This window comes from Pseudovibrio sp. W74 (assembly GCF_001623085.1).
Lineage (GTDB): Bacteria > Pseudomonadota > Alphaproteobacteria > Rhizobiales > Stappiaceae > Pseudovibrio.
Genome location: NZ_LMCJ01000060.1, coordinates 90550 through 97647, shown reverse-complemented (window position 1 = coordinate 97647; position 7098 = coordinate 90550). Strand labels below are relative to the sequence as shown.

Below are 7098 nucleotides of genomic sequence, written 5' to 3'. Positions count from 1 at the left end.
TGGAACGACGGTGTTCGTTGTCCCTCAGTACTTCTTTGCTTATTTCAGCAATACCGGCAAGGCTTCCAATCATCCCAGTTGCTTCCATAGGCAGAATGAGAGTTTTCTGGTTTGGAGACTTCGCAAGTTCACCGAACGCTTCAACATATTTGTTAGCAACAAAGTAGTTGATCGCACCCATGTCACCTTTGGCAATCGCCTCAGAAACCATCATGGTAGCCTTAGCTTCAGCTTGTGCCAGACGCTCACGCGCTTCAGCATCGCGCATAGCAGCTTGCTGGCGGCCTTCCGCTTCCAGAATGAGTGACTGCTTCACACCCTCTGCCTTAGCAATCTCGGCCTGCCGGGCACCCTCAGCTTCCAGGATCGAAGCACGCTTCTCACGCTCAGCTTTCATCTGACGACCCATCGCATTAACCAGATCATTCGGAGGGTTGATGTCCTTGATCTCAATACGAGTGATCTTCACACCCCATGGCTCACAGGCCGCATCAACGACACGCAACAAACGAGCATTGATTTCATCACGATTGGAGAGCAGCTCGTCCAGATCCATGGACCCCATGACACTACGAATGTTGGTCATGGTCAGATTCAGAATCGCATTCTGCAAGCCCAAAACTTCATAAGCCGCCTGAGAGGCGCTCAACACCTGATAGAAAGTCACACCATCAGCAGTAATCGTTGCATTGTCTTTGGTGATCACTTCCTGCGCTGGAACATCAAGCACTTGCTCCATCATATTCAATTTATGACCAATCTGGTCAATGAACGGGATGATGATGTTCAAACCCGGATGCAGCGTCTTCCGGTATTTTCCAAAGCGTTCAACTGTGTAGTTGTAGCCTTGAGGAACCATCTTCGCGCCAGCAAATACAACAAAAATGATCACAGCCACTAAAATGAGGACAGTAATCGAACTACCTGTCAAAATATCCATATCTATTAATCCTTTGGAGGAATTTGCCTTAACTATCGTAGCTTTGTCCCATTAAAACCAGAGAAAACTGCACGAATAAATGCCAAAGAGCACCGCTTCCTAAAAGAAACGAGTGCTCTTCTTTACATAGTAAATTAAAACTTAACTTCTAGATCCAACCCTGAAGCTCACGGCGAACCACATTCTCCAGCACAGCCATACCTTCAGGAGCATCATTGAGACATGGAATATGCGTAAACTGCTCGCCGCCATGTTCTTCAAAAATCTCGGCGGCTTCACCAGCGATTTCTTCCAGAGTTTCAAGGCAGTCAGCTACAAAGCCCGGATTCAAAACAGCTATCCGTTTCACACCATCTTTCGCCAGCTTCTCAACTGTCTTGTCCGTGTAAGGCTGTAACCACTCTTCTGGACCAAAGCGAGATTGGAAAGTGATCTGCAGCTTCGTCTCATCCCACCCAAGCTTCTCACGCAACAAGCGAGTCGTTTTCTGGCAGTGGCAGTGGTATGGATCACCCTTATCAAAGTAGCTCTGCGGAATGCCGTGGAAAGACGCAAGAACCATCTCTGGTTCTTCATCCAGCTCACTGAGCTTGTTCTTGATCGAAGCAGCAAGCGAGTCGATGTAAGTATCGTCATCATGATAAGGCGGCACAATACGAATGGTCGGCTGCCAGCGCATCTTCAAAAGTGTACGAAAGACCTCATCGTTTACTGTCGCCGTCGTCGAAGCTGAGTATTGCGGGTAAAGCGGAAAGACGAGAATACGGTCGCAACCCTTTTCCTTCAGCGCATCAAGACGGCTCGCAATGGATGGATTGCCATAACGCATAGCCCAATCGACAACAACATTGTCACCCAGCCCCGAAAGCATCTCAGAAAGCTTGTCAGATTGGCTACGTGTAATGGTGCGCAGCGGACTTTCATCCAGCTCGTTGTTCCAGATCTCTTTGTAGGCCTCACCGGACTTTTGCGGGCGCTTGCTCAAGACAATTCCATGCAAAATGGGCAACCAGAGAAAACGCGACCACTCAATGACGCGGCGATCTGAGAGAAACTCTGCCAGATAACGACGCATGGACCAGTAATCTGTCCCGTCTGGTGTCCCAAGATTTACAAGAAGCACACCCACTTTCCCAAAGGAGACCGAAGGGTGGTTTTCTTGCTTTGTTGCGTTACCGCTTGTGCTCTGGTTCATGAGACCCCTATGCGCATCAGATCCAATCCAATTGCTAAATAGAGTTTCCCAATGCCCGCGCCAAGGTCAAACCCTGTGATTTTCTGATTATTACCGTGAAACTACCCAAAATAGAAAAATGCCAGCCCACAAACGCAAACTGGCATTCTCAAAATCGATCAAATCAAGAGCTGCTATGCAGTCACTTCACGTTCGTCAGAAATCACTTTACCATCGTTTGGCAAGGTATTGGGGGCAACCAGCTCCACATCACCATTGAGGCCAGTGTGCTCTTTCAGAGATTTCTTCAAAGCCGCAATGAAATCATCACTTGCAGCTTCAGTCTCGACCTTCAGGATCATATGGTCCTGCTCCCCCTGGCGCACGACTGAGAGACGTGCACGCCCAGCCTCATCACCAGCGTTTTTACGCAGGCGCTCAATCTGTGCCGGGTCAACAAACATGCCCTTCACTTTGGTACGTTGGTCTGCACGTCCCATCCACCCTTTCAGGCGCATGTTCGTACGACCGCACGGCGAGATACCCGGCAACACTGCAGACAAGTCACCCGTTGCAAAACGAATAAGCGGATAGGTTGGCGAAAATGTCGTCACGACCAACTCTCCCACTTCACCCGGAGCAACAGGCTCTCCCGTTCCAGGACGAACGATTTCAATAATGAAATCTTCATTGGCAATCAGACCTTCCATGGCTTCACTTTCATAAGCCACGATGCCTAGATCAGCCGTTGCATAGGCCTGCAGAACCTTCACACCGCGACTTGCGTATTCCTCACGCAAGCTCGGATAAAGCGCCCCACCGGAAACAAGACCATGCTTAATGGAGCTTACATCAGCCCCCAACTCGGCAGCACGATCCAGAATAACCTTCAGATAGTCCGGAGTACCGGCATAAGCCGTCGGGCGCAGGCTTGAGATCGCAGAAACCTGCATGTCCGTATTACCGATACCAGCAGGAAACACCACACAGCCATATGCACGTGCACCCTGATCCAGAATGAACCCACCCGGTGTCATGTGATAGGACAGCGCATTGTGAACGATATCGCCCGGACGAATTCCAGTCGCATGGAACGCACGCGCTGATTTCCATGGATCAGCTTCAGATCCCTGCGGCTCCCAGATTGGTCCCGGAGACATAAAGATGCGTTTGTATGTAGAAAAGTCACCAGCAGCAAACCCACCAAGTGGGGGCTCTTCAGCTTGAGCCGCAAGAAGGTCCGACTTACGGAGAACAGGGAGCTTAGCCAAAGCTTCACGGCTCGTGACTTCAGCTGGGTCAACATCTGCCAGATGCTTTGCCCAACCAGACGCCTCGTTCTTTGCCATGGCAATCTGCCCAGGCAACCGAGCCATCAAATCAGCTTCTCGTTCCTCTGGGGACCGGATCTCCAACTCATCAAAATATTGGTTTCCCATAGAAGCCCTCCCATGGCCTCAAACATCTTCCCAGCAGGAGACGAAAGCCTCCCGCAAATTTATTGGACAGGTACTCTAGTTAAATCCGACAGGATCAACGCGGCCCTGACAATCAGATTGCACCGGCTTCGCGGCCAACAGTAACTCACTCATCGGGGTATCTGGCTCAACCCTGCCCTTCAGATTGATAAAGAGCTCGGTAATTAAACCACCTTTGCAACGCACCTGAACGCGGTTCCCGGCACCAGCGCCAAAGGTTTCATCAAACGCCGCACGAACCTGCGCTGTCGTGAGCACCTCACCGATGTTGGCGGCAAACAGATCGCGGACAGCTGAACCGTTCAATTGCTCCATAAGATCAAGAGATTCCGCGTAATACTCTTCTGCACTATCGCTGTAACAAGTACCGTGTTTTACCCATTCATAACGGTCCAGATGCGACTGGGCGCCCGGCATCACCTTATCCAGCTCTTCACGAGTTGCATCATCCAACTCAACTGGAGGCAACTGCCCCCGTGTAGAACGCTCTTCTGCCAGACGCTTTTCTTCCCGCGTTACACCACACCAGAAGTTGCCACGCGGTTGAGGCCACAAACCATGCAATGCAAAGTGGCTCGCATCAAACCGTCCTTCCACCTGAGAAGAACACTCCGGTATCTCTTGATGTGTTTGACAAAAAGCAGGTTGCCAGCTCGCAGCAAGCAGGAACTCAGCGTCTGCCGAAGGCCCTTTGACAGCAGGGCGAACCACATTTGATCCAGCAGAACCTCCGGAACCATTGCCAGTATTCTGCCCGCTACCATCAGCTTCAACCAGATGCAGACCGCAAGAAACATCCACCCAACGCTCAGCTGGATTTACGCCATTCATGCGAATGAAGTAATGAGATGCTTGCGACTTGTTCTTCCCAAGCAGTTCATAGGCACGCATCCGTTCCACATGAACGTTTCCAGGATTTGTCTGCTTACGAATAGATTGAAATGCTGGACAGGCTTCCTCAGCAAGAAAGAAACCGTCTAATTTCACTTGAGAAGCAGCAGGCAAAACAGAGGCCACGCTCAAAAGCGCAGCCCCGACAATCACTTTAGAAAGAAAATGCATGTGGTCCTCCAAAATACCTTTTGCAGCAATAAGCAGCATGCAGATTATTCAAAACCAGATACATTGACTTCCTGTGACAGTTCACCCCCATGTTTTTAGGGGCAAGTTCTCAATTAATGTAGATTACGCCAACCACCGCTTGCGGCGTTTGTAGTGTTTGCCATCACGGAAGGATTTTCGCCCTTCTCCGCCAACACCTAGATAGAACTCTTTCACGTCTTCGTTTTCGCGCAAAGAATCAGCATCACCATCCAGCACGATACGGCCAGCTTCCATGATGTACCCATAGGTCGCGTATTTAAGCGCAACGTTGGTATTCTGCTCAGCAAGAAGGAAGGACACACCTTCATTCTTGTTCAGCTTCTTCACGATCTCAAAGATTTCTTCCTGCAACTGTGGAGCAAGGCCCATGCTTGGCTCATCCAGCAAAATCATGTCCGGGCGGCTCATCAAGGCACGACCCACTGCGCACATCTGCTGCTCACCACCAGAAGTATAACCCGCTTGAGAACCCCGACGTTCACGCAAACGCGGGAAATAGTCATACACCATTTCCAGATCGCGCTTGATCTCAGCATTGCCATCTTTGCGGGTATAGGCACCAGTCATCAGATTATCTTCAATGGAAAGGTGACCAAAACAACGACGGCCTTCCATGACCTGAATGCATCCGCGCTGAACCAGCTCATTCGGAGAAAGCGCCTGAACTTGCTTTCCTTGAAAAATGATATTGCCCTTCGTCACTTCTCCACGCTCTGCTTGCAGCAGGTTGGAGATTGCTTTCAGGGTCGTTGTCTTACCGGCACCGTTCGCACCCAGCAGAGCAACAATACCACCCTTAGGCACGGTCAAAGAAACACCTTTGAGAACCAGAACCACGTGGTCGTAAATGACTTCGATGTTGTTGATAGACAAAATGTCTTCGGCAACCTGCAGGTTAGCGGCTGGTGCCTTGGATTTTGATGTCTGTTCTGCAATTGCGTTCATGAGATCAGCCTTAACCTGCGAACATTCCGATTGTTTGAATTCGATAAATTGGCCGGGCACCACCGCGCCCGACCAAAACAACAAGGCTTAGTTACAAGCGAGGTCGCCACGACCTGGCCAAGGAGCATTGTTTTTCGCGTAGTCAGCAGCTTTTTCCAACTCAAGCGGCTTGATCAGTTCACGGTTTGGAGTCAGTAGGTCACTTGCCTGTACAAACTCTTCGCCGTTCCACTCAAGCATCCATGCACCAGAGTGACCAGTATGGTTGTCACAAGCCATCTTCAGCGGAGGTGTCATGCCCTTCATACCCAGCTCTTCAAGGCGAGCTGCAGTGATGTCCAGATTTTCAAGGCCCCAGCGCAGCTGTTCAGCATTGATGTTCTTTTCACCAAAGTTGTCCTGAGCAGTTTTTGCTGCTTCAGCAAGGATCATAGAGATGATGATACCGCGCTGATAGAAGATGGTGTCCATGTCAGCTTCAGATTTGATTTCTGAGTTGCCTTTGGAAACAACATGCTTACGGATGTCTTCAAGCACTGGGAAGTTGCCTGGAGCGTTGAAGCTGACAGACTTGTAGCCCTTCGCTTTAGCGCCAACGTTCTGCAAGTCAGCATCAGAGCCAGACCACCAGATGCCGATGAAGTTTTCCATTGGGTAGCGTGTCTTAACCGCTTCGGTGATCGCACCGGCGTTCATAGCACCCCAACCCCACATAACGACGTTGTCTGGTCGCTCACGACGGATCTGCAACCACTGTGCAGACTGGTTCTGCATTTCTTTCAGACCAACAGGGATCGGAACCAGCTTGAAGTCATGCATTTCAGCGAGCTTTTCCAGAAGCGGAATTGGCTCTTTACCGAACGGGTGGTCAAGATGCAGAAGAACGATCTTCTTACCCTTCAGCGAAGACATGTCACCACCAGCAATGTAGTCGAGGATCATGTATGCGCCATCCCAGTAGGACACTGGTGGGTTAAACGCCCACGCAAACGTATCACCGTCTGACATTGGCGAGAAACCGTAGCCAGGTGCCAGAATAGGAATACGGTCCACGTTGGTGCGAGGCATAACCTGCAGAGTGATACCGGTTGACCATGGCTGCGTTACGAGAGCTTCTCCCTTAGTCTTCTCGTAGCACTCAACGCCTTTGTTGGTGTTGTAACCGGTTTCACACTCGATGTAATCGATTGGCACGCCGCCAATACCACCATCACGCTCGTTCAGCATGAGCATGTAGTCTCGCTGGCCGTTCATGATTGGCGTACCAGTACCCGCAAATGGGCCAGTACGGTATGTCAGGTTTGGAAAGTTAAGACCGTCTGCTGCCATTGCAGCTGTGCTCATGGCAACTGCAAGGGCACCTGCTGCAACAGCCTTACCTAAATTCGTAAAGTGTTTCATATTTTCCTCCGCGTTTGCGGCTCCCGCCGCGGACCATTTCCTCTATTCCCCAGCTG

6 protein-coding genes are annotated in these 7098 nt (G+C 50.5%); all 6 read right to left on the bottom strand.

From position 1 onward, the window contains the following. Positions 1–940: SPFH domain-containing protein (locus PsW74_RS25595; RefSeq protein ID WP_082830711.1), on the bottom strand; the 940-nt coding region annotated here is incomplete at its 3' end. Between the two features lie 148 nt (positions 941–1088). Further along, positions 1089–2135 carry a ferrochelatase gene (gene hemH / locus PsW74_RS25590; RefSeq protein WP_063290286.1) on the bottom strand — a complete coding sequence of 349 codons (1047 nt, stop codon included), beginning with the start codon at positions 2133–2135 and terminating at the stop codon, positions 1089–1091. Positions 2136–2308: 173 nt separating this feature from the next. Then, positions 2309–3553, bottom strand: coding sequence for an AMP-binding protein (locus tag PsW74_RS25585; RefSeq protein ID WP_063290287.1), 1245 nt, complete (start codon positions 3551–3553; stop codon positions 2309–2311). Between the two features lie 75 nt (positions 3554–3628). Then, on the bottom strand, positions 3629–4654 hold the full coding sequence (locus PsW74_RS25580; protein WP_208988163.1) for a ribonuclease T2: 1026 nt from the start codon (positions 4652–4654) through the stop codon (positions 3629–3631). A 123-nt stretch (positions 4655–4777) separates the two neighbouring features. After that, positions 4778–5641 carry an ABC transporter ATP-binding protein gene (locus PsW74_RS25575; protein ID WP_057461836.1) on the bottom strand — a complete coding sequence of 288 codons (864 nt, stop codon included), beginning with the start codon at positions 5639–5641 and terminating at the stop codon, positions 4778–4780. A gap of 87 nt (positions 5642–5728) precedes the next feature. Then, positions 5729–7042: an ABC transporter substrate-binding protein gene (locus PsW74_RS25570; protein ID WP_063290289.1), complete on the bottom strand. Its 1314-nt coding sequence runs from the start codon at positions 7040–7042 to the stop codon at positions 5729–5731. Between the last annotated feature and the right edge of the window lie 56 nt (positions 7043–7098).

Bases quoted from the DNA above. Each gene is read 5' to 3' on its own strand.
- hemH (WP_063290286.1), bottom strand. From the start codon at position 2,135: ATGAACCAGAGCACAAGCGGTAACGCAACAAAGCAAGAAAACCACCCT.
- PsW74_RS25585 (WP_063290287.1), bottom strand. From the start codon at position 3,553: ATGGGAAACCAATATTTTGATGAGTTGGAGATCCGGTCCCCAGAGGAA.
- PsW74_RS25580 (WP_208988163.1), bottom strand. From the start codon at position 4,654: ATGCATTTTCTTTCTAAAGTGATTGTCGGGGCTGCGCTTTTGAGCGTG.
- PsW74_RS25575 (WP_057461836.1), bottom strand. From the start codon at position 5,641: ATGAACGCAATTGCAGAACAGACATCAAAATCCAAGGCACCAGCCGCT.
- PsW74_RS25570 (WP_063290289.1), bottom strand. From the start codon at position 7,042: ATGAAACACTTTACGAATTTAGGTAAGGCTGTTGCAGCAGGTGCCCTT.